General features: G+C 67.3%; 30 protein-coding genes. 15 read left to right on the plus strand and 15 right to left on the minus strand.

Annotated elements, in window-relative coordinates:
• Nucleotides 1–6: 6 nt before the first annotated feature.
• Together G6N28_RS01460 and G6N28_RS01465 are read left to right on the plus strand one after the other, a co-directional pair.
• On the plus strand, nucleotides 7–840 hold the full coding sequence (locus tag G6N28_RS01460) for an SMP-30/gluconolactonase/LRE family protein (RefSeq protein WP_235674436.1): 834 nt from the start codon (nucleotides 7–9) through the stop codon (nucleotides 838–840).
• Nucleotides 837–1,652, plus strand: coding sequence for a thioesterase family protein (locus G6N28_RS01465; protein ID WP_163896709.1), 816 nt, complete (start codon nucleotides 837–839; stop codon nucleotides 1,650–1,652). The genes G6N28_RS01460 and G6N28_RS01465 overlap by 4 nt, the downstream gene beginning before the upstream one ends.
• Nucleotides 1,653–1,668: 16 nt before the next feature.
• Here the strand turns inward: G6N28_RS01465 and G6N28_RS01470 are convergent, their stop codons facing one another.
• From G6N28_RS01470 to G6N28_RS01480, 3 genes are read right to left on the minus strand one after another with little or no spacing between them, the layout of a single operon-like run.
• The gene (locus G6N28_RS01470; protein WP_276001463.1) at nucleotides 1,669–2,442 is read right to left on the minus strand and encodes a MarP family serine protease; all 774 of its coding nucleotides are present in this window, start codon (nucleotides 2,440–2,442) and stop codon (nucleotides 1,669–1,671) included.
• Nucleotides 2,443–2,489: 47 nt separating this feature from the next.
• The gene (locus G6N28_RS01475) at nucleotides 2,490–2,681 is read right to left on the minus strand and encodes a ferredoxin (RefSeq protein ID WP_163896710.1); all 192 of its coding nucleotides are present in this window, start codon (nucleotides 2,679–2,681) and stop codon (nucleotides 2,490–2,492) included.
• A 10-nt stretch (nucleotides 2,682–2,691) separates the two neighbouring features.
• A complete protein-coding gene (locus G6N28_RS01480) occupies nucleotides 2,692–3,933 on the minus strand; it encodes a cytochrome P450 (protein WP_163896711.1) in 1,242 nt (413 codons plus the stop codon).
• 44 nt (nucleotides 3,934–3,977) lie between these two features.
• Between G6N28_RS01480 and G6N28_RS01485 the strand changes: the two genes are divergently transcribed.
• Nucleotides 3,978–4,526: a TetR/AcrR family transcriptional regulator gene (locus G6N28_RS01485; RefSeq protein ID WP_163896712.1), complete on the plus strand. Its 549-nt coding sequence runs from the start codon at nucleotides 3,978–3,980 to the stop codon at nucleotides 4,524–4,526.
• On the plus strand, nucleotides 4,523–5,569 hold the full coding sequence (locus G6N28_RS01490; protein ID WP_163896713.1) for a phosphotransferase family protein: 1,047 nt from the start codon (nucleotides 4,523–4,525) through the stop codon (nucleotides 5,567–5,569). Before G6N28_RS01485 ends, G6N28_RS01490 begins: the two co-directional genes overlap by 4 nt.
• Nucleotides 5,570–5,576: 7 nt before the next feature.
• On the opposite strand, the gene G6N28_RS01495 is transcribed toward G6N28_RS01490, so the two are convergent.
• The 3 genes from G6N28_RS01495 to G6N28_RS01505 form a co-directional block, all read right to left on the minus strand.
• Nucleotides 5,577–6,650 carry a phosphotransferase family protein gene (locus tag G6N28_RS01495; protein WP_163896714.1) on the minus strand — a complete coding sequence of 358 codons (1,074 nt, stop codon included), beginning with the start codon at nucleotides 6,648–6,650 and terminating at the stop codon, nucleotides 5,577–5,579.
• The gene (locus G6N28_RS01500; RefSeq protein WP_163896715.1) at nucleotides 6,647–7,807 is read right to left on the minus strand and encodes an Rv3169 family protein; all 1,161 of its coding nucleotides are present in this window, start codon (nucleotides 7,805–7,807) and stop codon (nucleotides 6,647–6,649) included. Before G6N28_RS01500 ends, G6N28_RS01495 begins: the two co-directional genes overlap by 4 nt.
• A 68-nt stretch (nucleotides 7,808–7,875) precedes the next feature.
• Complete coding sequence (locus G6N28_RS01505; protein WP_163896716.1) at nucleotides 7,876–9,045, minus strand: CaiB/BaiF CoA transferase family protein; 1,170 nt, start codon at nucleotides 9,043–9,045, stop codon at nucleotides 7,876–7,878.
• A gap of 54 nt (nucleotides 9,046–9,099) precedes the next feature.
• On the opposite strand from G6N28_RS01505, the gene G6N28_RS01510 reads away from it, so the two are divergent.
• The 4 genes from G6N28_RS01510 to G6N28_RS01525 are packed head-to-tail and all read left to right on the plus strand — an operon-like array spanning nucleotide 9,100 to nucleotide 12,775.
• Nucleotides 9,100–10,203: a phosphotransferase gene (locus tag G6N28_RS01510; RefSeq protein ID WP_163896717.1), complete on the plus strand. Its 1,104-nt coding sequence runs from the start codon at nucleotides 9,100–9,102 to the stop codon at nucleotides 10,201–10,203.
• 46 nt (nucleotides 10,204–10,249) lie between these two features.
• A complete protein-coding gene (locus G6N28_RS01515) occupies nucleotides 10,250–10,798 on the plus strand; it encodes a TetR/AcrR family transcriptional regulator (RefSeq protein ID WP_163896718.1) in 549 nt (182 codons plus the stop codon).
• 58 nt (nucleotides 10,799–10,856) lie between these two features.
• The gene (locus G6N28_RS01520) at nucleotides 10,857–12,341 is read left to right on the plus strand and encodes an aldehyde dehydrogenase family protein (protein WP_163896719.1); all 1,485 of its coding nucleotides are present in this window, start codon (nucleotides 10,857–10,859) and stop codon (nucleotides 12,339–12,341) included.
• A complete protein-coding gene (locus tag G6N28_RS01525; protein WP_163896720.1) occupies nucleotides 12,341–12,775 on the plus strand; it encodes a nuclear transport factor 2 family protein in 435 nt (144 codons plus the stop codon). Before G6N28_RS01520 ends, G6N28_RS01525 begins: the two co-directional genes overlap by 1 nt.
• Before the next feature lies 1 nt (nucleotide 12,776).
• On the opposite strand, the gene G6N28_RS01530 is transcribed toward G6N28_RS01525, so the two are convergent.
• Nucleotides 12,777–13,379: a TetR/AcrR family transcriptional regulator gene (locus G6N28_RS01530; protein WP_163905716.1), complete on the minus strand. Its 603-nt coding sequence runs from the start codon at nucleotides 13,377–13,379 to the stop codon at nucleotides 12,777–12,779.
• A 38-nt stretch (nucleotides 13,380–13,417) separates the two neighbouring features.
• On the minus strand, nucleotides 13,418–13,837 hold the full coding sequence (locus G6N28_RS01535) for a hypothetical protein (RefSeq protein WP_163896721.1): 420 nt from the start codon (nucleotides 13,835–13,837) through the stop codon (nucleotides 13,418–13,420).
• Between the two features lie 168 nt (nucleotides 13,838–14,005).
• Between G6N28_RS01535 and G6N28_RS01540 the strand changes: the two genes are divergently transcribed.
• From G6N28_RS01540 to G6N28_RS01560, 5 genes are read left to right on the plus strand one after another with little or no spacing between them, the layout of a single operon-like run.
• The gene (locus G6N28_RS01540) at nucleotides 14,006–15,373 is read left to right on the plus strand and encodes an aromatic ring-hydroxylating oxygenase subunit alpha (RefSeq protein WP_163896722.1); all 1,368 of its coding nucleotides are present in this window, start codon (nucleotides 14,006–14,008) and stop codon (nucleotides 15,371–15,373) included.
• Between the two features lie 32 nt (nucleotides 15,374–15,405).
• Nucleotides 15,406–15,930: a hypothetical protein gene (locus tag G6N28_RS01545; protein ID WP_163896723.1), complete on the plus strand. Its 525-nt coding sequence runs from the start codon at nucleotides 15,406–15,408 to the stop codon at nucleotides 15,928–15,930.
• A complete protein-coding gene (locus G6N28_RS01550) occupies nucleotides 15,927–16,391 on the plus strand; it encodes a hypothetical protein (protein ID WP_163896724.1) in 465 nt (154 codons plus the stop codon). Before G6N28_RS01545 ends, G6N28_RS01550 begins: the two co-directional genes overlap by 4 nt.
• Before the next feature lie 9 nt (nucleotides 16,392–16,400).
• The gene (locus G6N28_RS01555) at nucleotides 16,401–17,156 is read left to right on the plus strand and encodes an SDR family NAD(P)-dependent oxidoreductase (RefSeq protein ID WP_163896725.1); all 756 of its coding nucleotides are present in this window, start codon (nucleotides 16,401–16,403) and stop codon (nucleotides 17,154–17,156) included.
• On the plus strand, nucleotides 17,153–17,752 hold the full coding sequence (locus G6N28_RS01560; RefSeq protein WP_163896726.1) for a carboxymuconolactone decarboxylase family protein: 600 nt from the start codon (nucleotides 17,153–17,155) through the stop codon (nucleotides 17,750–17,752). Before G6N28_RS01555 ends, G6N28_RS01560 begins: the two co-directional genes overlap by 4 nt.
• 73 nt (nucleotides 17,753–17,825) lie before the next feature.
• Here the strand turns inward: G6N28_RS01560 and rlmN are convergent, their stop codons facing one another.
• From rlmN to G6N28_RS01585, 5 genes are all read right to left on the minus strand, one after another.
• Complete coding sequence (gene rlmN / locus G6N28_RS01565) at nucleotides 17,826–18,950, minus strand: dual-specificity RNA methyltransferase RlmN (RefSeq protein WP_163896727.1); 1,125 nt, start codon at nucleotides 18,948–18,950, stop codon at nucleotides 17,826–17,828.
• A 23-nt stretch (nucleotides 18,951–18,973) separates the two neighbouring features.
• On the minus strand, nucleotides 18,974–19,858 hold the full coding sequence (locus G6N28_RS01570; protein WP_179961999.1) for a phosphatidate cytidylyltransferase: 885 nt from the start codon (nucleotides 19,856–19,858) through the stop codon (nucleotides 18,974–18,976).
• Nucleotides 19,858–20,415: a ribosome recycling factor gene (gene frr, locus G6N28_RS01575; protein WP_163896729.1), complete on the minus strand. Its 558-nt coding sequence runs from the start codon at nucleotides 20,413–20,415 to the stop codon at nucleotides 19,858–19,860. Before frr ends, G6N28_RS01570 begins: the two co-directional genes overlap by 1 nt.
• 42 nt (nucleotides 20,416–20,457) lie before the next feature.
• Nucleotides 20,458–21,159, minus strand: a complete 702-nt coding sequence (gene pyrH, locus G6N28_RS01580) for a UMP kinase (protein WP_163905718.1) — start codon at nucleotides 21,157–21,159, stop codon at nucleotides 20,458–20,460.
• A 184-nt stretch (nucleotides 21,160–21,343) separates the two neighbouring features.
• Nucleotides 21,344–22,024, minus strand: a complete 681-nt coding sequence (locus tag G6N28_RS01585) for a class I SAM-dependent methyltransferase (RefSeq protein WP_163896730.1) — start codon at nucleotides 22,022–22,024, stop codon at nucleotides 21,344–21,346.
• A 46-nt stretch (nucleotides 22,025–22,070) separates the two neighbouring features.
• Between G6N28_RS01585 and G6N28_RS01590 the strand changes: the two genes are divergently transcribed.
• On the plus strand, nucleotides 22,071–22,523 hold the full coding sequence (locus G6N28_RS01590) for a MarR family winged helix-turn-helix transcriptional regulator (RefSeq protein ID WP_235674437.1): 453 nt from the start codon (nucleotides 22,071–22,073) through the stop codon (nucleotides 22,521–22,523).
• Between the two features lie 39 nt (nucleotides 22,524–22,562).
• Nucleotides 22,563–23,690 carry a glycerate kinase gene (locus tag G6N28_RS01595; protein ID WP_163896731.1) on the plus strand — a complete coding sequence of 376 codons (1,128 nt, stop codon included), beginning with the start codon at nucleotides 22,563–22,565 and terminating at the stop codon, nucleotides 23,688–23,690.
• 3 nt (nucleotides 23,691–23,693) lie between these two features.
• On the opposite strand, the gene G6N28_RS01600 is transcribed toward G6N28_RS01595, so the two are convergent.
• Together G6N28_RS01600 and G6N28_RS01605 are read right to left on the minus strand one after the other, a co-directional pair.
• The gene (locus G6N28_RS01600) at nucleotides 23,694–24,479 is read right to left on the minus strand and encodes a class I SAM-dependent methyltransferase (RefSeq protein ID WP_235674438.1); all 786 of its coding nucleotides are present in this window, start codon (nucleotides 24,477–24,479) and stop codon (nucleotides 23,694–23,696) included.
• On the minus strand, nucleotides 24,458–25,864 hold the full coding sequence (locus G6N28_RS01605; RefSeq protein ID WP_163896732.1) for an amidase: 1,407 nt from the start codon (nucleotides 25,862–25,864) through the stop codon (nucleotides 24,458–24,460). Before G6N28_RS01605 ends, G6N28_RS01600 begins: the two co-directional genes overlap by 22 nt.
• Between the last annotated feature and the right edge of the window lie 59 nt (nucleotides 25,865–25,923).

The following is a 25,923-nucleotide window of genomic DNA, read 5'->3' on the forward strand; positions in this document are numbered from 1 at the left end:
TATGGCGTGATTTGTAAAGGCGCCACGGCGCTGAGTCCGCTGGCTGACGGGTTCTGCTTCGGCGAGGGCCCCCGGTGGTTCGAAGGGCTGCTGTGGTTCTCCGACATGCTCGGCGAGGCGGTGCACACCGTCACCCTGCAGGGCGCGATGACCACGCTGCCGCTACCCGGGCACGCCCCGTCGGGGCTGGGGTTCTGCCCCGACGGCTCGCTGCTGATCGTCTCGACCGAGCGCCGGCAACTGCTGCGCTACGACGGTGACGTCGTGACGACCGTCGCCGATCTGTCCGCGACCGCACCGGCGGATCTGGGCGACATGGTGATCGACGCCGCCGGCCGCGCCTACGTCGGAGCCCAGGCGTTCGAAGGTGGCGTGATCGTGCGGATCGACCCGGACGGGTCCTCGGCCGTCGTCGCGGAGGATCTCGCGTTCCCCAACGGGATGGTGATCACACCGGACGGCACGCTGATCGTCGCCGAGTCGATCGGCCGACGGCTGACCGCGTTCACCCTCGCCCGCGACGGCGCCCTGACCGACCGGCGGGTGTTCGCCGACGCCCTGGACGGACCGCCCGACGGGATCTGCCTGGACGCCGAAGGAGGCGTCTGGGTGGCGATGACCCTGGCCCACCAGTTCGAGCGAATCACCGAGGGCGGCACGGTGACCGACCGCATCGACATCGGCGACCGGGCGGCGATCGCCTGCACGCTGGGCGGGCCCGAACGCCGCACCCTGTTCCTCGTGTCCGCCGCCGACGCCTATCCGAAGCGGTTGGTCGGCACGAAGTTGTCCCGCGTCGATACGACGACCGTCGAGATTCCAGGAGCCGGCCTGCCATGAGCGACGCGTACTACGAACTGATCGACGCCGCCGACCCGATCGGTGAGAAGTTCGCCGCCACCGATCTGGTGCGCAGCACCTGGTCGGCCGACATCCAGCACGGCGCACCGGTATCCGCGTTGCTGGTGCGGGCTTTGGAGCGTTGTGAGGCACGACCGGACACCCGGTTGAGCCGGGTGATGATCGACCTGCTCGGCGGCGTACCCGCCGAGGGCGACCTGTGGGTGCGGGCCCGGATCGACCGCCCGGGCAGGCAGATCGAGTTGGTCAGCGCCGAGATGCTCGCACCGGGGCCCGACGGCCAGCCGCGGCCCGTCGCCAAGGCCAGCGGGTGGCGGCTGAAGACGGTCGACACGCCGACCCTGCTGCACGCGTCGGCTCCGCCGCTGCCCCCGCTCGGCGAGGCGCTCGCCCGTGACATGAAAAAGGACTGGGACCGCAACTACGTGCACAGCCTGGACTGGCGTTGGCTGACCAAGCCGTTGAGCGACGGGCCGGGCGAATCCTGGATCAAACCCGAGGTCGACCTGGTCAACGGCGAGATTATGACCCAGCTCGAGCGGTTGTTCGCCGTCGCCGACGACGCCAACGGCATCGGCACCAAGCTCAACCCGCGAGAGTGGACGTTCATGAACACCGATCTCGTCGTGCACATCCACCGGGTGCCCGACGGCGAATGGATCGGCATCCGCTCGGACACCAACTACGGACCCGACGGCATCGCGACGACGATCGGCACGCTGTTCGACGAAACCGGCGCGGTCGGGGGCATTCAACAGTCGGTGTTGGTGCGGCCCATGCCCGGCCGCTGAGGCCTGTCGGCGCGGCTCAGCTGACGCACTCGCCGGTGGATACGGGCTCGGAACCGTTGGCGCTGACCGCCATGCCGAAGAGCTGTTTGGCGGTGAGCACGAAGCTGGAATCGGGATCCTCGACGCCCGCGCCGAACGCGACGCCGAGAATCCGGCCGTCCAGGTCGATGAGGGGGCCGCCGGATCCGCCCTGCCGCACGCCGCCGCGCACCACGTACACCTCGCGGTGCACGGTCTTGGTGCGGTAGATGTCGGGTCCACTGAGCTCGATGACCTCGCGGATGCGTGCCGGGGTGGCGACAAACGGCCCGCCGCCGGGGTATCCCAGGATCAGCGCGTCGGTGCCGGAGGGCGCCATCCCCTCGGCGAAGGACAGCGCCGGGGCCTGCAGGCCGGGCACATCGAGGATCGCGATGTCGGCGTCGGGGTCGTAGAACACGACCGTGGCGGAATAATCGCCGCCGTCGACCGACACGGTGATGTCGGTCGCGCCCGCGACACCGTGGGCACTCGACATGACCCGGTTCGGCGCGAAGACGACACCGCTGCCGTCCAGCATCTTCTGGCACGACGGCGCAATGCCGTGAATCTTGGCGACACTGCGCTGCGCCTGCGCGATCACCGGGCTGCTCGCCAACGCGGCATCGGGCGGTTCCACCGTGGTGACGGTCGCGCTCTCGACCGGCGACGACGGGTCGTCGGCGGCGGGCCATCCCCCGGCGCAGCCGGCCGCCGTGGCCGCCATCAGGGCGGCGATGGTCAGCATCACCGCCCGTCGAATCGGTCTCATCGAGGAAACGATATCGGGTTGGCCTACGCCGGCTGAGAATTGGGCGATCAATCGACCAGGCGAAGCGCCCCCACCGGACACTGCATGACGGCCTGTTGCATCCGGTCGCGATCCGATTCGGGCCGCTCGTTGCCGTGGATGATCACGCTGCCCGCATCGGTCACCTCGAAGACGTCCTCGGCGATCGATTCGCAGATCCCGTGCCCGGTGCACTTGTCGAGATCGACTTCGACGCGCACGCTCACTCCCCTAGCGGACGACGGCAGGCAGCCGTTTGACGCCGTGCACGAAACTGCTGTACAGCAGGTCGGGCTCACCGAACTCGATACTGGTGAGCCGGGTCAACAATTCGTGGAACAGGTGTCGCAACTCAGTTTTGGCCAGCTGGTTGCCCAGGCAGAAGTGCGGACCGCCGCCGCCGAAGCCCACATGCGGGTTGGGCGAACGGGAGAGGTCGAACGCGCCGGGATTGTCGAACACCGCCTCGTCTCGGTTGGCCGAGCAGTAGAACAGGCCGACCTTGTCCCCCGCCGTGACCGGGTGGCCGTTGATCTCGGTGTCCTCGGTGGCGAACCGGGCGAACTGCAACACCGGTGACGACCAGCGCACGAATTCCTCGATGGCGGTGCCGATTCGACCGTCGAAGTCGGCCATCAGCCAGTCCCGCTGTTCGGGATGCGCGACGAGCGCCATCATCGCGTGCGTGGTCGCCTGCTTGGTGGTGTCGTTGCCCGCGGAGGCGAGCAGGATGAGGAACGCGCCGATCTCCTCGTCGGTCAGCCGGTGCCCGTCGACCTCGGCGTTGACGATGCTGGTCATCAGGTCGTCGCCGGGGTGGGTGCGACGGAACTTCGCCAGCTCCACCCCGGTGTTGGACAGCAGCGCGATCTGCGCGACGGGATCGCCGACGCGCTCGTCATCGGAGACGTACTCGTCGTCGCTGATGCCGAACAGCTTCTCGGCGGCGTAGGCCACCGCGGGCTGATCGGCGGTCGGCACCCCGAGCATGTCCATGATGGTCAGCATCGGCAGCTTCGCCGAACACGCTGACACGAAGTCGATCTCGCCCGCGCCGATGAGGTTCTCGACGATGGTGACCGCGTTCTTGTGGATCTGCTCTTCGATCAGGCGCACGTTGCGCGGTGTGAACGCCGAGCTGATCAACCGCCGGTACACGGTGTGCTGCGGCGGGTCCATGGTCAGGAAGAACGAGGCGAAGCGCTGAATCTCGGCAGGCATCGGGTTCAACGCCACGCCTTGGGCGGAGGTGAACAGTTCCGGGTGCTGGCTGACGTAGACGATGTCGGCGCGCCGCGTCAGCGCCCAGAACCCGGGCTCTTCGACCTCGAACATCGACGGCAACGGCGGATGCCACGTCAACCCGTCCTTGGCGCGCAATCGTGCGAACGTTTCGTCACGCACCGCGAACGGTTGGCTCCAGAACTCGTCGGACGTGATGTCTTCCGCGGAGTACTCACGGGCTGATGTCACCGATTTAGCGTGACACTTGAACGAAAATTTGTAAAGCTAAGGCGATGCCGGACACCTGCGCCGAACCTGACATCCCGACCCGAGAGCGACTGCTGGTCGCCACGGCCGAGGTCTTGGGCCGCCACGGCATGACCAAGCTCAGTCTGTCCGAGGTGGCCCAGCAGGCCGGCGTGTCACGGCCCACGCTGTATCGATGGTTCGCCTCCAAGCGGGAGCTGCTCGACGCGTTCGTGGTGTGGGAGCGCCAGTTCTACGAACGTGCGGTGGCCGATGCGACGTCCGACCTCCCGAAGGCCGAGCGGCTCGACGCCGCGTTGCGGGTGATCGTGGACTACCAGCACTCCTATCCGGGCCTGCGGATGATCGACGTCGAGCCGGAGCGCGTCATCAAGCGGTTGTCTCGGGTGATCCCGCTGATGCGACACCGGCTCGAGCGGCTGGCCCCCGGACCCGATCCCGGGCTGGCCGTGGCGACCGCCGTCCGGGTCGCGGTGTCGCACTATCTGGTCCGCAGCGACGACGACGCCGACTTTCTCGACCAGCTTCGGCACGCGGCGCGGGTCAGGCATCACGCGCCGGAGGTGAACCGGTGAGCATCCCGGCCGGCGTCGACGAGCTGACGCCCGAATGGTTCACCAAGGTTCTGAGCGCTCCAATCGACAAGGTCGAGGTGATCGACGCCCACTCCGGCACGACCGGCCGCGCCCGCGTCGCGCTGCGCTCCCCCGCCGATGTGCCCGAGACGGTCTTCGTCAAGCTGCAGCCGTTCGTCGAGGAACAGCGCAAGTTTCTGCGCCAGATCGGCCTCGGCGTTGCCGAGGCCCGGCTCTACGCCACGGTCGGCAACGAGTTGCCGGTGCGGGCCCCGCGCGTGTGGCACGCCGATCACGACAGCGCGGACGGTTCTTTCGTGATGGTGCTCGAGGATCTGGAGGCGTCCGGATGCCACTTCCCCAGCCCCTCCGACGACGGCATCCTGTCGGTGGCGGAGTCGCTGGTGGCGGAACTCGCCGTCCTGCACGCGACGTACGCGGGTCAGGATCTGGGGTGGTTACGTACGCCATCGGGTATGCGCAGGAAGCCCGAGGATACCGAAATAGCTGCGCGCCGTGCGCAATTCATCGTGTCGGCGGTCGAGCAGTTCGCCGACGAGATGCCCGCGGCGTTCCGCAGGCTCGGCGACCTGTACGCCGAGCGGTCGCTGGAGGTCGTCGCGCTGTTCAACGAAGGCGAGCGCACGCTGATCCACGGCGACACCCACAGCGGCAACCTGTTCGTCGACCGCGGCCGCTGCGGCTTCTTCGACTGGGCCGTCGCCGGCCGCGGCCCCGGCATGCGGGATGTCGCGTACTTCCTGTGCAATTCGCTGCCGATCGACATGCGTCGCGCCGAGGAAGCGGCGTTGCTGGCGCGATACCGGGGCGCCCTGGCCGACGAGGGCACGACGCTCGACGAGCACACCGCCCATGAGCAGTACCGGTTGTTCTCGGTGTACTCCTGGATCGCTGCCGCGTCGACGGCGGCGATGGGCTCGCGGTGGCAACCGATCGACGTATCACGCGCCGCGATGGTGAGCACGACGCAGGCGATCGAAGATCTCGACGCGGTTGGCCTGCTCGAAGAACGGCTGGGGTGACCGACGTCTAACCTGGCGAGCGGACCTGGTTGACGCGATCGTCGCGCGGCATGACGGGTCCGTCGTCAAGCGATTCCTCGATGCCGAGGTCGGAAAGACCCAGCTTCGTCAACAGGGGAATGCCGCTGGCGTTCAACAGGAACCGCGGGTCATCGGAGTGGCCCGCGTCAAAGAGCATGGACCCGATCAAACAGATGACCGCCATCTTGTAGGCGTTCAGCGCCCGGTACCACGGCCGGTTCTGCGCGGGGATCCCGCCGGCGGCCTCATACTGCGACAGGAACTCGTCGAACCCGGGCGCCGCCGGGTGGCTGGTGATGCCCACCGGCTGCATCCACATCAGTTCCAGCCAGCCGATGTCGGTGAGCGGATCGCCGACCGTCGTCATCTCCCAGTCGAACACCGCGCTGACATCGGCCTCGACGAAGGCGAAGTTACCCGGTTTGGCGTCGCCGTGCACAAGTGTGATCGTCTGGGACTGCGCGGGTTTGGTGCGCACCAGCTCCCGAACCAGACGCTCGAGCGCCGGCAGCGGTCCCCGTTGGACACGGCGCATCTCCGAAGCCCAGTGCGTCAGTTCCCGATCGAGATGGTCGCGACCGTCGCCGAGAAACTCCAGTCCTGCCACCCGCACATCGACGGTATGGATCGCCGCGAGTTGGTCGGCCATGCTCCGGCACATCTGCCGGATGTGTTCGTCGGGCGCCTGCGGCGCCTGCATCTCGTACACCTGCCCGCCGACGCGTTCCATGATCAGGAACGGACGCCCGAGCACATCGCCGGTGTTCTCCAGCCACAGCGCTCTGGGCGCGCGGATCGCGGTGCCGTCCAGCGCGCGCAGAATGTCGAATTGGCGTTTGAGGTCGTAGGGTTCGAGCAACGCGGGCGGCCGTGGACGCATCCGCAACACGACGTCGCGTTGTTGGTCGGCGCCGTCTCGCGAGAGCGCCACGGTGAACACCATCATCTCCGCGGAGTGGCCGAACTCGACCCGGTCAAGACCGTCGATGCGGACATCGTCGGCGTCGGGCAGCCGTTGGTGAAGCCACGCGGTCAACCGGCCGGCGACGTCGCCGCTCATGTGTATGACACCTTGTGATCGGACTCTTCGGTCAGCCCCAGCTCCGGCCACACCCCGCCGATCAGGCTCTCCATGATCCCGTACCCGACAGCGTCGCCCTCGCGGACGCGGATCGGGGTGTCCCTGAACTGGCCCAGCCTCGGCAGGTTCTCGTCGTTCCAGCAGTCGGCGATGTGTTCGCCGTCGACGTGCAACGCGCCCTTCCAGGACCCGTGCTTGTGGCCGTCCCAGGCCCCGTAACCGGCGGTCTTCAGGAAGAATCCGGACTCGCCGAGCGCCTCGAACACGATCACCCGTTCCTCGCCCGACTCCATCGTCAGCACGAGCTCACCGCCTTCGACGAAGCGGGTGCGGGTGTCGTAGTCGACGCGGGGTTGGACGCGGCGCACCGGCGCTTGGCTGCCGTCGGCGTCGTTGACATAGGCCGAGCTGTACCCCCACGCGCCCTCGACGACGAATATGGCCGTCTCGTAATAGGTGTCGTCCGGACGGCGGAAGAAGGCCGGGGACCATTTCATCCCGCCGCGGGTGCCGGCCGGTGGCTTCGGCGACGGGATCAGATCGGACAGCGGCTCGCCGATCGCCTGCCGCACTCCCCAGGAGTGGTCGCGGAACCCGAACCATTCGTCGGGGCGGACCTCGTGGGTCTGGCCGTCGACCGTCACCGTCCCGGACGCCCAGCCCCCCTGGTGGTAGCGGACGACGTCGACGTCGATCCGTCCGGTCCGGCGGTTGCGGACCAGGTTGCGCTCCTCGAAGAACGGCGGGGTCACCCCGGAGAGCACGATGTCGTACGAGATCGGTTGCACGTCGTTGGGTTCGAGGACGAAGCGGATCTGCTCGAGCGGTTCGATGATCTCCATGCGCACCGGGCCGACGCCGAGATGCTCCGGCGCAGAGGACAACTCGCGGCTGCCGCGGACCGTCCACTGCTCCCGGCCCCGCGACACGCCGCCGAAACCGTCGATGATGCCCCGGTTCTGGTACTTGCCGAGGCCGAAGTCCACTTGTAGCGACCCGTCGGTGCGCGCGATGGAGGCCCAGATCTTCTCGGTCCAGGCCATGTCCGTCTGGGACAGCGTCGCGAACGTATCGACGATCTGGTGGTTCAACCCTTCGTCCGCTCCGAGCAGTGGCCCGATGTCATTGATCGCCATGAACCCGTCCGAACCTCCTTCGACGCTGGGCGTCAGCGTGACACTAGTAGCGAAATTTGTAAAGGACGTCAGCCGCGCCGCTGCCGAAGTTCGGCGAGCACGTCCGCGGTGTGCTCGCCGAGCCTCGGCGCAACGGACCGCGGCGCCCACGGGGTGCCGGAGAAGTCGGCGGGCGAGGCGACCATCGGGACCGTCGAGTCGCCTTCAGGTACATAGACAATGCCGCCCGCGGCGTGGAACTGATCATCGGCCACCACGTCCTCGACCGAATTGATCGGCGCCCAGAACAACTCGGGCTCGGCGGCAAAGACGTCGGCCCATTCGTCGAGGGTCCGGGTGGCGAAGATCTCGTCGAGTTCGGCGATGAGCTCGGCGGAGTGCGAGGCGCGCGACCAGGCCGTGGCGAACCGCGGATCGGTCAACCACTCGGGGCGGCCGACCGCCCGGCACAGCGGCGGCCAGTGCCGGTTCGCCTCCAGGCCGACGATCCAGAATCGGCGCCCGTCGCCGGCGGCGTAGTTGTTCATGCACGGGTTGCCCATCGTTTCGCGTTGCCCGATCGCGATGGCGTGCCCGCTCAGCAGAAATGTGTTGAGGTCGAAGCTGACCGTGTACGCGCCCTGCCGGTACAGGGAGGTGCTCACCAGTTGACCCTCACCGGTGCGGGCCCGCGCCACCAACGCCGCGCATACCGCCGCGGCCAACGTCATCCCCGCCGAGTGGTCGCCCATCCCGCCGCGTTGAAAAGGCGGGGTCTGGCCGGGGCGGGTCAGCAGGTGTGCCAGCCCCGCGCGGGCCCAGAACGCGGCGACGTCGTAGGCCGCGCGGTCGGCGTCGGGACCCGTCTCGCCGTAGCCGGTGATCAGCCCGTACACCAGCCGCCGGTTGCTCGTGGCCACCGCCGCGAAGTCCAGGCCCATCCGGCGCAGCGCGCCTGGACGGACGTTGGTGATGAAAACGTCGGCATCGCAGAGCAACTCGAGCGCGGTGGTGCGGCCCTGCTCGGTGGTCACGTCGAGCACGACGCTGCGCTTGCCGCGGTTGTCCATCTCGAACGGCGGGTTCGCCGCATCGTCGTCGATGCCCAGCATCCGCCCGAACGCGCGCGCCGGATCGCCGGTCGGGGGTTCGATCTTGACGACGTCGGCGCCCCAGTCGGCCAGGATCCCGCCCGCCGCGGGCCCGGCCACCCAGACCCCCAGTTCGACGACCCGGATACCCTGCAACGGTCCGGCCATGCCCATCCTTTCCAACTGAGTTTACAAACTCGGGGAAATTTGTAAACTGGCGAGGTGAGTCGGGTTGCGCCGATCGTCGGCTTGGCGTCGCATCTGGGGCGCGGTGTTCAACGTATCGCCACCGACGCCGTCGTCGGCCGGATCCGGTCGATTCCGCGCACGGTCGGCGATCTCGACGCGGCGGCGCTGACCCGAATCATGGGCCGCAGGGTCACCTCGGTGTCGGTGCTCGGCGGTGACGCGGGCACGTCGTCAAGGGCGCGGCTCGCGCTGACCGGAGACAACGTCCCGGCTTCGGTGTTCGTCAAGATGTCGGCCGAAACGGCCGCGACCCGCCTGATGGGTGAGCTGGGCAGGCTCGCCGACACCGAAACCCGCTTCTACCGTGAGCTTTCCACGCGGCTACGCGGTGTTCCCCGCTCGTACGGTTCCGCGTTCGACACGTTGACCGGGCGCTTCGTGCTCGTGCTCGAGGACCTGCCCGCCGACGAGTGCCAGTTCCCTGACACGCTGCATCCGTTGCCCCGCGATCAGGCCGGGCTCATCGTCGAACTGCTGGCCCAGCTGCACGCAACGTTCTGGGGGCGGGTTCCGGCGTGGGCGTACACCGCCTCGGGCGACAGCGCCGCGCTGCTCACCGGCCCGCTGCTCAAGACGTCGTCGCGCCGGATCGCCGAGCGCACCGACATTCCCGTCGACCGCGGCCGGTTCATCGACGCCAACTACCGCGCGGTGGCCCGGCTGATCGACCGGCCGCCGCACACCGTCATGCACGGCGACGCCCATCCCGGCAACGTCTACTTCCGCAACGGCCAGGCGGGGCTGCTGGACTGGCAGGCCGTGCGGCGTGGCCACCCCGGGCGCGAACTCGCCTACACCCTGGTCACCAGCATGACCCCGGCCGATCGCCGCGCCGAGCAACGCGACCTGCTCGACGTCTACCGGCAGGCGCTGGCCGCTCACGGCGGACCGCAGCTCGATCGCGACGAGTTGTGGCACCGCTACCGGCAGGGCGCCCTCTACGCCTACGTCGCGGCGCTGATCACCGCGGGCATGGGCGGTATGCAGGCCGAAGACATCGCGTTGGAGGGCTTGCGCCGCGGGGTGGCCGCGCTGGAAGATCTCGACACCGTCGCGCTTTTGGCGCAGTCGCTGTGACCGAGGCTCTACGATCGACTGACTCGGACGATTGAGAGCCTTTCACGTGAGAGACCCACTACCCGACGCATCCGGCGAGGACGAGGACACCTCGACGCGGCACCGCATACTGGCCGCCACCGCAGAAGTGCTGGGCCGCAGTGGTCAGACGAAGCTGAGCCTCTCGGAGGTGGCGTTGCAGGCCGGCGTGTCGCGGCCGACGCTGTACCGCTGGTTCGCCTCCAAGTCCGAACTGCTCGACGCGTTCGGGGCCTACGAGCGCGACCTGTTCGACAACGGCGTCAGCAAGGCCACGGCCGGGCTGCGCGGCACCGAAAGACTCGACGCCGCGCTGCAGTTCATCGTCGACTACCAGCGCTCCTACTCCGGGGTGCGGTTGGTCGACATCGAACCCGAAGTGGTCATTCCGCAGCTGTCGAAGATCATTCCGTTGATGCGGGCGCGGCTGGAGCGGCTGCTGAGCGGTCCCAACAAAGCCGTCAAGGCGGCCACCGCGATTCGGGTCGCGGTCTCGCACTACATCGTCCGCAGCGACGACGATGATCAGTTCCTTGCGCAGCTGCGGCACGCCGTCGGGATCAAGCCACAGGGCTGAGCGCCGGGACTTCGGGGAAAAGCTGACACTTCCAAAAGAATCTGTAAAGCTGTCTGGCATGACCGAGGTGCAGACTGAGACCGGCGTGCTGGCCGGCGAAGAGCGGATGTTGATCGCTGGCGAACTGCAGTTCACCAGCAGCGGCGCGAAATTCGACGTCGTACACCCGGCCAGCGAGGAGGTCGCGGGCCAGGCCACCGACGGGACCGTCGAGGACATGGCACGCGCTGTCGGCGCGGCACGGCGAGCGTTCGACGAGAGCGACTGGTCACGCGATCTCGAGTTCCGCTACCACTGTCTGACCCAGCTGCACGAGGCGCTCGAGCGCAACAAGGAGCGGCTTCGGCGGATCCTCATCACCGAGGTCGGGTGTCCGGTCTCGGTGACCGCCAGCCAGATCGAAAGCCCGATCGAGGAGGTCAAGCACTGGACCGAGCACGGCAAGAACTTCACCTACCTCGTCGACAACGGTGTGCACGAGACTCCGCTCGGTCCCGCGCGGCGCAAGATCCACTACGAACCCGTCGGCGTGGTGGGCGCGATCACGCCATGGAACGTGCCGCTCTATCTGAACATCGCCGAGACCGTGCCCGCGCTGATGGCCGGTAACACCGTCGTCCTCAAGCCCGCCCAGCTGACCCCGTGGTCGGGCAGCGAGTACGGCCGCATCGTCGCCGAGGAGACCGACATCCCGGCCGGGGTGTTCAACGTGGTGGTGTCCAACGCCAACGAGGTCGGGGCGGCGTTGTCGGCCGATCCACGCGTCGACATGATCACGTTCACCGGATCGACGGCCACCGGACGGGCGATCCTGGCCGCCGGTGCGCCGACGGTGAAAAAGACGCTGCTCGAGTTGGGTGGCAAGTCCGCCCACATCGTGCTCGACGACGCCGATTTCAACGCCGCGCTGCCGTTGGCGGCGATGATGGCGTGCGTGATGTCCGGCCAGAGCTGCATCCTGCCGAGCCGGATCCTGTTGCCGCGCAGCCGCTACGACGAGGGTATCCAGATCCTCAAGACGACGATGGAGGGCTTCCCGGTCGGCGACCCGTGGACGCCCGGCAACATGCAGGGCCCGCAGATCAGCGAGACTCAGCGCGAGAAGGTGCTGGGCTTGATCAAGAGCGGCATCGACTCGGGTGCGCGGTTGGTCACCGGCGGTGGTATCCCGGAGAATTTGCCGACCGGCTACTACACGCAGCCGACCTTGCTGGCCGACGTCGACCCCAATTCCCAGGTGGCCCAGGAGGAAATCTTCGGCCCGGTCCTGACCGTCACCCCGTACGACACCGACGACGAGGCGATCGCCATCGCGAACAACTCGATCTACGGGCTGTCCGGTGAGGTCAGTAGTGCCGACGTGGATCGCGCATTCGGCGTGGCCTGCCGCATGCGCACGGGCAACGTCACGATCAACGGCAAGAGCCACTTCGGCATCAACAGCCCGTTCGGTGGCACCAAGCAGAGCGGCCTGGGCTACCGCAACGGCGAAGAGGGATACAAGGAGTACCTCGAGGCCAAGACCATCGGCATGCCCGACTGATGGACGTCCAGCGACTCCGCGACGAACTCGACATCACGGCGCTGCTGCACCGCTACGCTCGCGCGGTCGACACCAAGGACTGGGAGCTGTACCGCTCGGTGTTCACCGACGAGGCGGTGATCGACTACTCGTCGGCGGGTATCCCCGCCGGTTCCCGTGACGAGATCACCGACCTGTTCAGCCGGACATTCACCGCGATCCCGTGGACCATGCACTACATCACCAATATCGAAGCCGAATTCGATGAGACCGGTGACACGGCCACGGTGAGGGCGATGTTCTACAACCCGATGCAGCTGCCGGGCATGGCTGAGCAAAGCTCTTGCGGCGGTTACTATTTCCACGATCTCGTGCGCACCCGGGACGGGTGGCGCAGCCGAGGACTGCGCGAGGACAACGTCTGGTTCCTCAACCGGCCCGGCAGCGTGACCTGACTCAGTCGCCCGCCGGCACGAGGCTCGAGACGATCAGTTGCAGATAGGGTCGGTACAGGTCGGACCCGTCGAGATGGCTACCGAGGGTGACGCCGTCGTTGACCGCGAGGATCAATTGGGCCAACGTGTCGGCCGGCATCGTCAGTGTTGCGCCCAATCGTGCGACGTTCTTGCCGATGAATTCGCCGAGCGACCGGATGGTCTCGTGCCGTTGAGAATCGAGTCGCTCGCGCGCCTGCGGATTGCGTAACAGATAGAGCGTGAGTTCGTAGTTGAGCGCGGCCCGATTCGGGTCGTTGCCGACTTCGCGCCATCGCTCGGCGAGTTCGTCGACGCTGAGCTCGTCCAGGCGCCCGAAGGACTGGATGGTCTCGTTGAAGCCGTCGAGGAAGCGCTGCCGCTGGCGATCGACGACGGCCAGGAACAACTCTTCCTTGGCGCCGAAGTGCGAATAGATCGCCCCGCGGGTGTAGCCGGCCACTTCCGCGATGTCCTCCAGGGCCGCTCCGGTCAGACCCTTGCGCGCGAACACTTCCTCGGCCGCGTCGAGCAGCAGGTTACGGGTGTGTTCGAGACGTCGCTCTCTGGTCCACCGCTCCGGCATCCGCCGATCCTCCCACAACGCCGCGCCACCACCGACCGTCACGGCGCCACCGTGAGCGCCGAGGTGTGCACGAATTCCCGTAGCGCCATCATCTTTGATGATGTACCCAGCAGGAACATCTCGAGATCGGCGGTGTTTGGTGGTAGACCGGCGGCAAGCAACGCCCGAGACTTGAAAGTGCGCGCCGCCGCGCTGACGTGATGGCGCACGCAGTCGGACCCGTCACGAGCGGTGTCTTGCGCAGCGACGGCCCGCACGACCAGCGCATCCACCCCCTCGGGTCTGCCGACCAGTTCGCGCGCCGTCACGCCGAGAATCGCCGAGGAGCGAGCGTCGTCGAGCTTCGATACCCACACCGTGACCGTCCAACCGGCCATCACACGATCGCACAGCCAGCCACCCGCGATGCTGATCAGATCCGCGGAGCTCGCCGCGCGCAGGTCGAGTGCGCACTTCATTGCCGGTTCCTCCCTTTTGGCCGCACGCGGTCGGGTGTGACTCAAGCCACTTTCATACATTGTTGTATATCCCATACACAAATGTATATGGTGACTGTCGTCACAGCGTTCGATCGCGCCTACGTGCGCTCACAGCCCAATGAGCATCCGGTGACCAGGAGGAATGACATGACACAGGTGCTTCGCCCCGGAGAATGGCTTGACCCGAATTCGGGGAAGGGCCTTGGCCTGGACGACATCACGCCCGGCACGTTCAACATGAACATTTCGACGGATCGCTACACCTCCCGGGAGTACGCCGCAGTCGAGCGCGATCGCATCTGGATGCGGGTGTGGCAGGTCGCCGGGCGCGTCGATGAGCTGCCGAAGGCCGGGGACTGGAAGCGTTACCAACTCCTCGACCAGTCCTACATCATCGTCCGCGGCAAGGACGAGAAACTGCGAGGCTTTGTCAACGCGTGCCGCCACCGCGGAAACATCCTGTGCAACACCAACACTGGTAACGCCAAACGCGGATTCCTGTGCCAATACCATCTCTGGTCCTATGACCTGGAGGGCAAACTGCGCGGTGTCTTGCGGGAGGACCTCGCCGGCCAAGTCGACAAGAGCGACAACTCGCTGCTGGAGGTGTCGGTCGACACGTTTGGCGGTTTCATCTTCATCAACCCGGACCCGAATGCCGCACCACTGCGGGACTATCTGGGCGACGAGGTGATCGAACTCCTCGAGCCCTACCACCTCGACCAGATGACCACCGTGATGGACGTTCGCGAGGCCATCGACTGCAACTGGAAGGTCGTCATGGACGCCTTCGAGGAGGGCTACCACATCAACGGAATCCACCCCCAGTTGCTCGCGGTCCTCAACATCGATCCGGCAACGACCCGCTACCAATTCTTCGAGAACCACAGCGTCGCGGTGGCTCCGTTCGAGGTGCGGGGCGCCGGGGCGCAAAAGCAGGTTGACGGCATCATGGCGCTGCCCGAGACGTTCCCCGGCACCGCGGCGGTGATCCCGCGGTTCCAGGAACTCGTCGCTCCCTATCAGGGGGCGGACGGTGAGGTGGAATTCCCCGAAGGCGTGACCGCGCGGGGACTGCTTCAGCAGGCCACCCGCGACACCCTCACCGGCATGGGCCTCGACGTCAGCGGGCTCACCGACGCCCAGATGAGCGACAACCAGGGCTGGGTGCTGTTCCCGAACTTCTTCATGACGGTCCGGGCCGGCGAATGCCACATCATCATGGCGGTGCCGCATCCCGACGGTGACCCCAACCGCTGCATCTGGCACGTCAGCAGCCACATGTTCTTGCCTGCCGAGCACCGAGACGCGTTCCGCGCCGAGCTCATCGAGGTCGACGAACCCGGCAGCTACAAGTACTTCGAGGCGCTGCACCAGGACTACGTCCAGATGCCGCGTCAGCAGAAGGGCTTGCGCAACAACCGACTCGACCACATGTCCTTGGTGAAAGAGGAAGTCGTGATCGGACACTTCCACACCGTCGTCGACCGGTACATGACGACAGCCACATCCTGACCGCGATCAACGCCCGAATCCGAAAGGAAGCAATGACTCTCGAGGAGCGCATCGCGCGCCACGTCCGGATGGCCGAGGCCTACCGCGACGCTTACCTGCGCCAAGGCGTGCAAGACGGCGAGGCCTTCGCCGACGCCTGGAAGTTCGCCGAGGACGGCGTGTACGTGTCGCCGTACTTCACCGGTGACCAGGTTTTCAAGCTCAGCGAGTTCCCCTCCGACACGGCGCGGGCCTCGACGTTGGAGGCCACCGTGTACTCGTTGAGCTTCCCCGACTGGAAGCCGGCGTCGTTCAACTACTGGCCATCCGAGAACGGCCTGGTGATGAAGACCCGGTGGGAGGGCCACACCACTGACGGCACCAAGATGGGCTTCTACTCCTACAGCTTCTTGGAGACCGACGACGAGTGTGAGATCACCCGGTGGGAAACGCACGTCAATGACGAGTACAACGCGTTCCTCGACGTCGCGATCGGTGTGCACGGCCCGTTCCACGGCACCGGTGAATACCTCGAGGCGTTGGAACGCCGCCTGGCCGAATCCGAGGTGACGGAATGACCAGCGTGGACGAGGTGCTTGCGACGGCGACGGGCCGATCGCGCGCCGTGCTGGAGTACAGCCAGATCACCAAGCGCCTGGTTGATGCCGCCAAGGATCCCGGGTTCACCGCGGCGGACTGGGCACCGCTCGCCGAATTGATCGACGTCGACAACTTCGTCCGGGTGGGCCCGTTCAAGGAGGTGATGGACTGGGCGCAGTACGCGGACTTTTTGACCAACTGGGCCAAGTCATCGGAATGGGATTGCATCTTTCAGCGTCTCACCGAGACGCCGGACGTGGTGTTCCTCGAACTCGAGGAGCACAGCCGCATCGGCGATTTCAGCAGCGCGGTCAACAGCGTGTCGCTGTATGAGTTCAACGCCGACAACAAGATTCGGCGCATCGCCGTCTACCTGCAGATGGAGCTGCCCAACACCGGGTCGGTGCCGAGCTTCGACGGCGCCGAGGGTGCGCAGTGAGCCGCGACAATGCCGTTTGAAAACACCACCGCGATCGTGACGGGCGGTGCCGCAGGCCTGGGGCTGGCCATCAGCGAGGCACTCGCGGCGCGGGGCACCAAGGTCGCGATCTTCGACATCGCCGCGGAGCAAATCGAAACGCAGGTCGACCGGTTGCGCGCCGACGGCGCGAAGGTCGCCGGCTACGTCGTCGATGTGTCCGACCGCAGTGCGGTGGAGGCTGCCGTCGCACAGGTGCGGGCGGACCTGGGCCCGGTACTGATCCTGATCAACAACGCCGGCATCGAGCAGTTCGGCAAGTTCGCCGAGATCACCGACGAGCAGTGGGACCGTGTCATGGCGGTCAACCTGCGCGGCCCGTTCATCTGCACACAGGTGGTGCTCCCCGACATGATCGACGCGCACTGGGGCCGCATCGTCAACATTTCGTCGTCGAGCGCTCAGGGCGGGCAGTCGCGCATGGCCGCCTACGTCAGTTCCAAGGCGGGGGTCATCGGGTTCACCAAGAGCCTCGCGCTCGAACTGGGACCAAAAGGCATCACGGTCAATACGATTCCGCCCGGCATGGTGGTGACTCCCATGCTGAAGAAGGCCATCGAGGAAGGACGTTTCACCGCCTCACTGGAGCACTTCGCCAAGATCACCCCGGTGCGCCGAGCGGGCCGGCCCGAGGACATCGCCAACGCCGCCATCTTCCTGTGCCAGGACGAATCCGACTACATCACCGGTCAGGTCATACCCGTCAACGGAGGACGCCGGACATGACCCACAGCACCCAGCCCCTCCTCGCACCATTGACGGCCGAGGAATGGGGAGACGACGAGTACGCCGCTTTCGGGGCGCTACTGGGCCTGCCCGGCGAGAAAGTGCCCCGCGCCGGTTCGGGGCATGCCACCGATCCCCTCAACTTCGACATCATCGGCCTGCTCGCTCGCCACCCGAAGATGGCCCGCCGCTTCCTGACCTTCAACGGCTGGTTGTTGCAACGCGGCGAATTGCCCTTGCGGCTGCGCGAACTGGCGATCCTGCGCGTCGCGTACACCCGCCGGTCCGAATTCTTCTGGGCCGAGCACACCAAGGTCGCCACCGAAGGTGGGATGCCGCCCGAAGACATCGCTCGCCTGGCCCACGGCAACGACGAATTCACCGGGGCCGACCGGCTGGTGCTCGAGGCCACCGACGAGTTACTGGCCCGCGGCCGTGCCGATCCTCCGACGTGGCAACGCCTCACCGACGAACTCGGTACCCACCAGGCGATGGAACTCATCTTCGTCGTCGGCACCTACGCGATGTTGGCAATGGCCTTTCAGACCTGGGGATTGATGCCGCCGCCCGGCGGTGCTCCGTTGCCCGACGATTGAGACTGCGCACACGGCGCGATTCTTGAATCCAAGGCCGAATTCGCGCCCTGTGCGCAGTCTCGACCAAGAATGCTCAACTCTGCGCGGCCAACTGCCCACACGCGGCGGCGATTTCGCGCCCGCGAGTGTCGCGCACCGTGCACGAGACGCCCCGCTCGCGCACCCGCCGAACGAACTCGCGCTCGGCGGGCTTGGGGCTGGCGTCCCACTCACTGCCGGGCGTCGGGTTCAGCGGGATGACGTTGACATGCGCCAGCGGACCCAGTGCACCATGCAACCGCTTGCCCAAAAGGTCGGCGCGCCAGGGCTGATCGTTGACGTCGCGGATCAACGCATACTCGATCGACACCCGGCGACCCGTCACCTCGGCGTAGTACCGCGCGGCGTCGAGCGCCTCGGACACCTTCCAGCGGTTGTTCACCGGTACGAGCGTGTCGCGCAGTTCGTCGTCGGGGGCGTGTAGCGACAACGCCAGTGTGACGCCGAGCCTTTCGTCGGCGAGCTTGCGGATCGCCGGGGCCAACCCGACCGTTGACACCGTGACCGATCGGGCCGAGATGCCGAACCCGTTGGGAGCGGGCCCGATGATCCGTCGCACTGCTGCGAGCACCCGGTTGTAGTTGGCCAGCGGCTCCCCCATGCCCATGAACACGATGTTGGACAGCCGCCCCCCTCGGGCCGCAGACGCGATTCCCTCCCCGTCGCGGTCACGCAACTCGACCGCAGCGGCGCGCACCTGCTCGAGGATCTCGGCGGCCGACAGGTTGCGCTGGAGCCCACCCTGGCCGGTCGCACAGAACGGGCAGGCCATTCCGCAGCCCGCCTGTGACGATATGCAGACCGTGTTGCGCTGCTGGTAGCGCATCAGCACCGACTCGAACGTGGTGCCGTCCACCGCGCGCCACAGCATCTTGCGCGTCTGGCCCGCATCGGTTTCGATCTCGCGCACCGCGTCGAGCAGCGCCGGGAACAACGCCTCTGCGACCTTGTCCCGCACCGCGGCCGGCAGGTCGGTCATCTGCCGCGGATCGGCGATCAACCTGCCGTAGTACTGGTTGGCCAGCTGCTTGGCCCGAAAAGCCGGAAGCCCGAGTTCGGTGACCGCCGCCGCCCGGTCACTCTCGTCGAGGTCGGCGAAATGCCGCGGCGGCATGGCGCGGCGCGGCGGATCGAAAACCAGCGGTAGGGAGGCAGACATGTGCCCTCCAGTATGCCGGGGCGTCAGGCCAACAGCGTCAGCACGATCCAGCCGGCCACCGCCGACGGCAGCATCGCATCGATCCGGTCCATGAGGCCGCCGTGGCCCGGCAGCAACGTACCCATGTCCTTGATGCCCAGGTCACGCTTGACCTGCGACTCGACCAGATCGCCCAGCACACCGGTGATCACCAGCAACAGGCCCAGCGGAAGGCCGACCCACCACGGCTTGTCGAGCAGGAACGTCACCGCGAGCACGGATGCGGCGGTCCCGAACAGCAGCGATCCGGCCATCCCCTCCCACGATTTCTTCGGGCTGATCGCCGGCGCCATCAGGTGCTTGCCGAACAACACCCCGCCGACGTAGCCGCCGATATCGCCGAACACCACCGTGGCGATGACGGCGAACACCCGCCCGCCGCCGTGTTCCTGGAAGATCAGCAGCGCACTGAACCCGGCGAACAGCGGCACCCATGTCGCAACCAGGATCGTCGCCGCGATATCACGCAGATAGTTCACCGGCTGCTTGCGCAGTCCCTGGCCGACCAACCGCCACACCATCGCGGCCACGACCGTGCCCCCGTAGGCACCCAGCAGGCCGGCCGGACCCCATGGCCACGTCAACCAGATCATCGCCTGGCCGCCGATCAACAGCGGGACGGCCGGCAGGGCGTACCCGGCGTCGCGCATTCGGCGGATGACTTCGTGGGTGGCGACCGGAATCGCCACCGCGAGCATGACCAGCCACCCGATCGGCACGAAGAGCAACACCCCGATGGCCAGCGCACCGAGGACGACACCGACCGCGATCGCGGCGGGCAGATTGCGGCCCGCCCGCGAGGTCTTTTCGGGCGGCTCGCTTGGGCCGGCTTCGGTGTCTGCCACGGGAGTCGCTCGCTGTCGGGCCACTAGACCTCCAGCAACTCGCCTTCCTTGTGTTTGACCAGGTCGTCGATCTGGCTCGTGTACTGGTGGGTGGTCTTGTCGAGGTCCTTTTCCGCGCGGGCGACCTCGTCCTCGCCGGCCTCGCCGTCTTTTTTGATGCGGTGAAGTTCCTCCATCGCCTTACGACGGATGTTGCGCACCGCCACCCGCGCCTCCTCGCCCTTGGCCTTGGCTTGTTTGACGAGGTCACGGCGGCGTTCTTCGGTGAGCTGCGGGATGGCCACCCGGATCACGTTGCCGTCGTTGGTCGGGTTCACCCCGAGGTCGGAGTTGCGGATCGCATCCTCGATGTTGCGCAACTGGTTTGCCTCGTACGGCTTGATCACGACCAACCGCGCTTCGGGCACGTTGATGCTGGACAGCTGCGTGATGGGGGTGGCCGTGCCGTAGTAGTCGACGGTGACACGGTTGAACATGCCGGGGTTGGCCCGGCCGGTGCGGATCGACGCCAGGTCGTCGCGCGCCACCGCCACCGCCTTTTCCATCTTCTCTTCGGCGTCGAAGAGGGTTTCGTCGATCACGGTGCTTCTCCTGTTCCTGCTTTTCGGGTGCGCAGCCGACCGTCAGGTGGTGACCAGTGTCCCGATCTTCTCACCTGCCACGGCCCGCGCGATATTGCCGTCGACCAGAAGGTTGAACACCAGGATCGGCATCCCGTTGTCCATGCACAGGCTGAAGGCGGTGGCGTCGGCGACCTTCAGGCCACGGTCGATGACCTCGCGGTGGCTGATCGTGGTCAGCAGCTCGGCGTCGGGGTTCTGCTTGGGGTCGGCGGTGTAGACGCCGTCGACGCCCTTGGCCATCAGCACCACCTCGGCGCCGATCTCCAGTGCCCGCTGGGCCGCGGTGGTGTCGGTGGAGAAGTACGGCAGGCCCATGCCCGCGCCGAAGATCACCACCCGCCCCTTCTCCAGGTGCCTGCGCGCCCGCAGCGGAATGTAGGGCTCGGCGACTTGGCCCATCGTGATCGCGGTCTGCACTCGGGTCGCGATGCCTTCCTTCTCCAGGAAGTCTTGCAGCGCAAGGCTGTTCATGACGGTGCCGAGCATGCCCATGTAGTCGCTGCGGGTGCGCTCCATCCCGCGCTGTTGCAGCTGCGCGCCGCGGAAGAAGTTGCCGCCGCCGATGACGACGGCCACCTGCACACCGCTGCGGACCACTTCGGCGATCTGGCGGGCGACCTGGTGCACGACGTCGGGGTCCAGCCCCACTTGTCCCCCGCCGAACATCTCGCCGCCGAGTTTGAGCAGCACGCGCGAGTACATCGGCCGGATCGACGAATCAGCTGGGGCCGATGGGCTCGCGCCGTTGGGGCCTGTGGGCTTCGACGCCGCCTGACCGGCCGCGGCGCTGTCGACGGGGTCCGCCATCCGACTCCTTCGAGGTCCTCGCTGAGTTCCCCTCATCCTGCCTCATGGCGGCCACCCCGGCGCTGCGGGGTCGGCGTGGTTAACCCAGGTGAGCCGAGAGTAACCAGGCCGGCACCGACTTGCGGCCCTTCGGCTCATCACGCACGTCAGTCACCGGGAAGAACTCCTGAAAGCCCTCGGGGAAGACGCCGTGGATGCGTGCGGGCCTGATCTCGTCGATCGTCCAGTACTTGGCCACGACGTCACGCAGCTCGTCCTTCGAGACGGGGTTGGCCGGCCCGTCGGGCATGCCCGCCCTGTCGAAGACGAGCACGAAGTAGGACGCGCCAGGCGCGGCGGCGCGCACGATGCACTGCTGGTACCCCTCGCGCAGCTCGACCGGCATCGAGTGGAACAGCGTCGAGTCGACGATGGTGTTGAACCGGCCGTCGTAGCCGCCGAAGTCGCTGATGTCGGCGACCTCGAAGGTGGCATTGGTCAGGCCGCGTTTGGCGGCCTCGGCCCTGGCCAGTTCGATCGCGGTGGGTGACTGATCCAGCCCGACGGTGGTGTACCCGCGTTCGGCGAGATGCAGCGAGATCGCGGCCTCCCCGCAGCCCGCGTCGAGCACCTCCCCGGTGAACCTGCCCTGCTCGATCAGAGCGGCCAGCTCGGGCTGCGGTTCGCCGATGCTCCACGGCGGCCGCGTGCCGACGCCACCCATCTCCTCGGCCTCGCCCTTGTACGCGCTTTCGAACATCTCGCCGGTGGGTTCTGTCATGCCCTCCGATATATCAACCTGATTGATATATGTCAATATGCTTGATATGACGTCGCCTGGCGATGCCGGCTCGGCCGGCGAGATGCTCGAAGACCAGCCGCTGGGCTACCTGCTCGCGCGGGTGGCCAACGCGCTGCGCGCCGAGGTGGTCGCAACCGTGCTCGATCCGCTGGGATTGGCCTTCCCGCAGTACATCTGCATGCGGATCCTGTCGAAGTACCCGGGGCGGTCCAACGCCGACCTCGCCCGTTACATGAACGTCTCGCCGCAGGCGATGAACATCGTGCTGCGCGCCCTGCAGGACCGCGGCTTTGTGACGCGACCGGCCAGCGTCTCGTCGGGTCGTTCGTTGCCCGCCGACCTCACCGCCGAGGGGCGCGAAGTGTTGAAGCGCATCGACCCGGGGGTTCGCGAGGCGGACCGGAAATTGCTGGCGAACCTGACCCCGGCGCAACGACGCGAGTTCAAGCGGATCCTCGTCGTGCTCGGCACCGATTGAGTCTGCGCGCGGCCGGGGTGACAGGCCAGAATGGTGGCGATGAAGATCGTCTTGGCGCCTGACTCGTTCAAGGAGTCGATGACCGCGTCGCAGGCGGTCGCCGCGATGCGCGCCGGTGTGCAGGCGGTACTGCCGGATGCCGAGTGCGTCGAGGTGCCCATGGCCGACGGCGGCGAAGGCACCGTCGATGCCGTCGTCGACGCACTGCACGGCCGGCGCGTCGAGGCCGTCGTCCAAGACGCACTCGGCCGGCCGGTGACCGCCGCCTACGGCCACGTTCCGCTGCGCCAGCTCGCGGTGATCGAGATCGCGGCCGCGGCGGGCCTGGAGCGCATCCCCGTCGCCCAGCGAGATGTGCTGCGGGCCAGCACCTTCGGTGTCGGCGAACTCATCCGATCGGCCCTCGACCGCGGTGCCGAGGATCTTCTGATCGGGTTGGGCGGGTCGGCCACCAACGACGGCGGCGCGGGCATGCTCGTCGCGCTCGGCGCGGTGCTGACCGACGCCGCCGGAAACCCGCTGGAGCCCGGCGGCGCGGCCCTGCAGCGGCTCGAAAGCATCGACATCAGCGGCCTGGATCCTCGGTTGCACGACGTGCGGGTCCGCGTCGCATCCGATGTCACCGCTCCCCTGCTGGGGCCCACGGGTGCCAGCGCGGTGTTCGGGCCACAGAAGGGCGCGAGCGCCGCCGATGTGCAGTCGCTGGATTCGGCGTTGTCGCGCCTGGCCACCGTCACGGCGACGACGCTGGGTCGCGCGGAGCCGCAGCGCCCGGGGGCCGGTGCGGCGGGCGGCCTCGGCTTCGCGCTCGCCGAGTTTCTCGGCGCCGAGATCAGCCCGGGTGTCGACGAGGTCGCACGGACGGTCGGCCTCGAGCGAGCGCTGCTCGGTGCCGACTGGGTGTTCACCGGCGAGGGCAGTGTCGACGCCCAAACCGTCATGGGCAAAACACCTTTCGGCGTCGCGCAGCTGGCGGTGAAGGCCGGCGCCCGCGTCGTGATCTTCGCCGGGCGGGTCACCCAGGACGCGTCGGTGTTGTTCGACTACGGCGTGGACCGGCTGGTGGCGATCACCGCCGAAGGAACACCGATCGAGCAGGCGCTGCGCGAGGGGCCCGCCTCGCTGACCCGTGCGGCCGCACAGGTCTGCCGGGAGATCGCCGGCTGACTTTCAGGCGGGCCAGCGGCCGATCCCGGCCATCATCACCGGTGTGCTCACCCGGATGTCCTCGGCGAAGTGTGCGGAGGTGGCCGCCGCGGCCTCGGCCGACAGCAGGCCCTCGTCGACCAGCGCCTGACGAAGGCTCTCGAAGGTCAGCCGGAAGAAGTCGAAACCTGGTGAACTGGAGTCGATCACGCGGACCCGGCCCTCGCCGCGGACGTCGACGAAGCCGGCGTCGGCGATGTCGCCGACAACGCGCCTGCCGTAATCGGGGGCGAACCCGCGTCGTTGCATGAACTCCAGGACGGCGGCGGAAACCTCCCCGAACCCGTAGCTCTCGTCGTCGAAACCGAAGCTGCCCCAGTCGTAGTCCTCGAGGACGATCCAGCCGCCGGGCCGCAGCGTGGCGGCCAACCGGTCGAGAACCTGCCTGCGGTCAGCGAGATGCTCGAGGACCAGCCGGGAGTGCACCAGATCGAATTCGGATTCCGGAAGGTCGTCTTCGCGAATGTCGATGCGGCGCACGGTGATCACCTCGGATGCCAGATCGTCGACAAAGCGGGTGTCGATGTCGACCGCGGTGACCGTGGCGCCGCGGCCCGCCATCCATTCGACCATCGAGCCCCCGCCTGCCCCGACCTCCAGGCAGTTCCATCCGGCGCCGATGCCGAGTTCGTCCAAGAGCGCCTGGCTGCCGGCATCCCACAGCGCCTCCATGCCACGCAGCCGCTCCCGCTCGTGGGCGAAGTCCTGCTCGAAGACGTAGTCGCGGGTCATGGCTTCAAACTCGGCCACGGCCGGGCCTCTTCGAGTTCATAGGCCAGTCTCAGCAGCCGGGCCTCCTGCCCCAGCGACGCGGCGAACATCATGCCGACCGGCAGCCCGGATGCCGATTCCGCGAGCGGCAACGAAATGGCGGGCTCGCCAGTGGCGTTCTGCAGCGGGGTGTAGGCCACCCAGTCGACCAGGCGATCGATGATCTGCTCATAGTCCGCGGTTGGATCGAGATGACCGATCGGCGGCGTCACGTCGGCCAGCGTCGGCGTCAACACCACGTCGTAGGTGTCGGCCAGCCGCGAGGTGACCCGGCGGATCCGCGACAGCCGCGCGATCGCCAGCGGCACCCGGTGCAGGTTGCGCCCCGCGTGCCGCTCCAGGCCGAGGGTCAGGTTGTCCAACCGGGTCCGGTCGAAGCTCGGGCCGAACGCGCGTCGGCCGCCGCGCACGAGCGCGAACGCCAAAAACGCCCAGTACAACAGGAAGTCGTGCATGAAGCGCGGCGGGATGGGGTTGTCGATGGTCGTGACTTTGTGGCCCAGCTCCTCGAGCAGCGCCGCGGTCTTGAGGGTGAGTTCGCGAACCTCCGGGCTGGCGTCGCGGGTGATCGATCGCGTGCACACCGCGACCCGTAGCCGCTGCCTGCCCGGATGGGTGATGTCGCCGATCGGCGGCAGCTTCGGGTTGGCGTACACCCGTTCCATCTCGCGGTAGAACGCGGCGGTGTCGCGGACCGACCGGCTGACCACCCCGTTGGCCACGATGCGCAACGGCATCTGGCGCATGTCCTTGTCCAGCGGCAGCCGTCCGCGTGACGGCTTCAGCCCGACCAAGCCGTTGCAGGCGGCCGGAATCCGGATGGAGCCGCCGCCGTCGTTGGCGTGCGCGATCGGCACCACCCCGGCGGCGACGAACGCCGCCGATCCCGACGAGGACGCACCGGCGGTGTGTTCGGTGTTCCACGGATTGCGTACCGGGCCCAGCCGGGGATGCTCAGCCGAGGCGCTGAAGCCGAACTCCGACAGCTGTGTCTTGCCGAGCAGCACAAGCCCGGTCGACAGATAGCCCTTGGCGAAGTCGCCGTGCGTCAGTTCGGGCCGCGGGTCCCACGCGTCGGTGCCGCTCATCGTCGGGATGCCGGCGACGGCGACGTTGTCCTTGAGAAAGGACGGCACGCCGTCGAAGTAGCCGCCGAACGACCGCGAGGCGTTCACGCGGGTACGGGCGCGGTCGAACGCCTGGTTGGCCAAGCCGTTGAGGGCCGGGTTGACGGCCTCGGTGCGGGCGATGGCAGCCGCGACGAGTTCGGCCGCCGACACCGTGCCCGCCCGTAGCGCGCCGACCAGGCCCACGGCGTCGAGATCACCTAGGGCGTCGTCGCCGAAGGCGGAGATGCGTTTCATGCCCTGACGGTACCAACTCGTACCGCCGTATGAAGGCGAGAAGGAAACAGCCGGGCGAG

Source organism: Mycolicibacterium pulveris (assembly GCF_010725725.1).
In the GTDB taxonomy this organism is placed as follows: domain Bacteria; phylum Actinomycetota; class Actinomycetes; order Mycobacteriales; family Mycobacteriaceae; genus Mycobacterium; species Mycobacterium pulveris.

Coding starts and splice junctions, on each gene's coding strand:
- G6N28_RS01465 (WP_163896709.1), top strand. CDS start 837: ATGAGCGACGCGTACTACGAACTGATCGACGCCGCCGACCCGATCGGT.
- G6N28_RS01470 (WP_276001463.1), bottom strand. CDS start 2,442: ATGAGACCGATTCGACGGGCGGTGATGCTGACCATCGCCGCCCTGATG.
- G6N28_RS01485 (WP_163896712.1), top strand. CDS start 3,978: ATGCCGGACACCTGCGCCGAACCTGACATCCCGACCCGAGAGCGACTG.
- G6N28_RS01495 (WP_163896714.1), bottom strand. CDS start 6,650: ATGAGCGGCGACGTCGCCGGCCGGTTGACCGCGTGGCTTCACCAACGG.
- G6N28_RS01500 (WP_163896715.1), bottom strand. CDS start 7,807: ATGGCGATCAATGACATCGGGCCACTGCTCGGAGCGGACGAAGGGTTG.
- G6N28_RS01505 (WP_163896716.1), bottom strand. CDS start 9,045: ATGGCCGGACCGTTGCAGGGTATCCGGGTCGTCGAACTGGGGGTCTGG.
- G6N28_RS01520 (WP_163896719.1), top strand. CDS start 10,857: ATGACCGAGGTGCAGACTGAGACCGGCGTGCTGGCCGGCGAAGAGCGG.
- G6N28_RS01525 (WP_163896720.1), top strand. CDS start 12,341: ATGGACGTCCAGCGACTCCGCGACGAACTCGACATCACGGCGCTGCTG.
- G6N28_RS01530 (WP_163905716.1), bottom strand. CDS start 13,379: ATGCCGGAGCGGTGGACCAGAGAGCGACGTCTCGAACACACCCGTAAC.
- G6N28_RS01535 (WP_163896721.1), bottom strand. CDS start 13,837: ATGAAGTGCGCACTCGACCTGCGCGCGGCGAGCTCCGCGGATCTGATC.
- G6N28_RS01540 (WP_163896722.1), top strand. CDS start 14,006: ATGACACAGGTGCTTCGCCCCGGAGAATGGCTTGACCCGAATTCGGGG.
- G6N28_RS01545 (WP_163896723.1), top strand. CDS start 15,406: ATGACTCTCGAGGAGCGCATCGCGCGCCACGTCCGGATGGCCGAGGCC.
- G6N28_RS01550 (WP_163896724.1), top strand. CDS start 15,927: ATGACCAGCGTGGACGAGGTGCTTGCGACGGCGACGGGCCGATCGCGC.
- G6N28_RS01555 (WP_163896725.1), top strand. CDS start 16,401: ATGCCGTTTGAAAACACCACCGCGATCGTGACGGGCGGTGCCGCAGGC.
- G6N28_RS01560 (WP_163896726.1), top strand. CDS start 17,153: ATGACCCACAGCACCCAGCCCCTCCTCGCACCATTGACGGCCGAGGAA.
- rlmN (WP_163896727.1), bottom strand. CDS start 18,950: ATGTCTGCCTCCCTACCGCTGGTTTTCGATCCGCCGCGCCGCGCCATG.
- pyrH (WP_163905718.1), bottom strand. CDS start 21,159: ATGTACTCGCGCGTGCTGCTCAAACTCGGCGGCGAGATGTTCGGCGGG.
- G6N28_RS01585 (WP_163896730.1), bottom strand. CDS start 22,024: ATGACAGAACCCACCGGCGAGATGTTCGAAAGCGCGTACAAGGGCGAG.
- G6N28_RS01590 (WP_235674437.1), top strand. CDS start 22,071: ATGACGTCGCCTGGCGATGCCGGCTCGGCCGGCGAGATGCTCGAAGAC.
- G6N28_RS01595 (WP_163896731.1), top strand. CDS start 22,563: ATGAAGATCGTCTTGGCGCCTGACTCGTTCAAGGAGTCGATGACCGCG.
- G6N28_RS01605 (WP_163896732.1), bottom strand. CDS start 25,864: ATGAAACGCATCTCCGCCTTCGGCGACGACGCCCTAGGTGATCTCGAC.